The organism is Anoxybacillus sp., from assembly GCF_036834105.1.
In the GTDB taxonomy this organism is placed as follows: Bacteria; Bacillota; Bacilli; order Bacillales; family Anoxybacillaceae; genus Anoxybacillus.
Map to the genome: position 1 here is coordinate 1 of NZ_DAITON010000238.1, position 1,515 is coordinate 1,515.

The 1,515-nt window shown below is 44.2% G+C and carries 3 protein-coding genes; 1 reads left to right on the forward strand and 2 read right to left on the reverse strand.

Features of this window, described 5'->3' with window-relative positions; genetic code table 11:
• Positions 1–176: 176 nt before the first annotated feature.
• Positions 177–377, reverse strand: coding sequence for a YlaI family protein (locus V7Z64_RS13315; RefSeq protein ID WP_003395179.1), 201 nt, complete (start codon positions 375–377; stop codon positions 177–179).
• A 92-nt stretch (positions 378–469) separates the two neighbouring features.
• Here V7Z64_RS13315 and V7Z64_RS13320 point away from each other — a divergent pair, with 92 nt between their 5' ends.
• Positions 470–925 (forward strand): pyridoxamine 5'-phosphate oxidase family protein, encoded by a 456-nt coding sequence (locus tag V7Z64_RS13320; protein WP_297991338.1) that lies wholly within the window; start codon positions 470–472, stop codon positions 923–925.
• Positions 926–945: 20 nt separating this feature from the next.
• Here the strand turns inward: V7Z64_RS13320 and V7Z64_RS13325 are convergent, their stop codons facing one another.
• Positions 946–1,512, reverse strand: coding sequence for a YhcN/YlaJ family sporulation lipoprotein (locus V7Z64_RS13325; protein WP_442885216.1), 567 nt, complete (start codon positions 1,510–1,512; stop codon positions 946–948).
• Between the last annotated feature and the right edge of the window lie 3 nt (positions 1,513–1,515).

Sequence of the window (1,515 nt, forward strand, 5' to 3'; positions counted from 1 at the left end):
TCAATTATGAATAAGCGTCCATGCTTCGTGCATGGTGCTTTTTCATATTTGGACCGTATAACATATGGAGAACATGATACATCTAACGGAAAAAGAAGTATTTGGTTGCTCATCATACATAGCTGTCGTCGCCCACCAATGTTGCGAAAGTTTTTGGGGGGACGACAGTATTTGATTTACCATTCCGTTTCATGTTTGCTCGAGCGATAAAAGCGAAACTTGCCGGTTGCGAGCCGCTCTTTCGTTTTTTGCTCAATGCGTGCATGGCACGTTTCGCACATATATGTATGAATCGGCCGGTTGCGCAAACGTTTCGCAAGCAGCGATTCATCGTTTAACGTATCTATTTTTTCACAAAGAATGCAACGTACTCTCATCGTCAAACCTCACATGTTTTTTGATAAATAGTATATCATATCATTTGAAAGTGTGTGAAAAAAAGGTATGATAAAAACAAGGAGGGATGGATATGCCAAATGCGGTAGAACCGACATTAATTGAACCTTTATTCCAATCATTACAAAAAGAACGATTCGTGATCGTTTGTACGGTCGATCATGAAACAGGTGCGCCAAACGCAAGTGCGATTTCGTGGGTGTACGCGCCAACGAACGATAAAGTATATTTTGCGGTTGACCAACGTTCGCGCATCGTTGCCAACGTGCGTGCGAACGATGCGATATCGATCGTGTTGATCGCAAACGAATCGACGTATTCGATTAGCGGGAAAGCGCATGTGAAAGTCGAAAAGCTTGAAAACGTCCCGCTCAAATTGACAGTTATTCAAGTCGATATTGAAGAAGTGCGCGACGTCATGTTTTACGGAGCGAAAATTTCCGTTGAGCCGAAATATGAAAAAACGTACGATGCGCAAGCTGCCGCAAAGCTTGATCAACAAGTAATGAGCGCGTTAAAACAAGCATAAGCCGGGCGAGATCGCTCGGCTTATTTCATATGGTCGTTTGATTGTTTTTGTTGTTCGTTTTCTAACTGCCGCTGTTCTCCTTTATTGAGCTGCTTATCGTTTTGTCTTGTTGAGCGCGGATTTGTCGTTTGTAAAAAGTCGCTTGGAATTTCAGGCATGACGCGACCAACAATCGCCGCCAATTCATCCATAAACCCTTGAATCGGCTTTCCTTTTTCGACTTGCTTTTGAATGGCGCGCAGCCGCGTATTCAAATCCGCATCGGCAATGACGATTGCGTTCGCTCCGTACGGATCTTTTTGCAAACTTTCGACGACGGAATATTTTACTGTCCCGACGCGCGATGGATCAAGTTTTGCGTTCACATCGATGCCTACTAACGCATATTTTCCGACGACGAGAACGGTCGCATCGTTTACGTTTGGCACGCTGCTAGCAAGATCCGCAAGATGACGGGCAATTTGTTGTCCCGATTTATTGACAATTTGTTCGTTTGTCGTATTTTTCACATGAACGAGCGATTGGCGGTCGTTTGGCTGCGCTTGCTGTCCGCAGGCGCTCGCAACAAGCAAAATAAAAACAATTATATA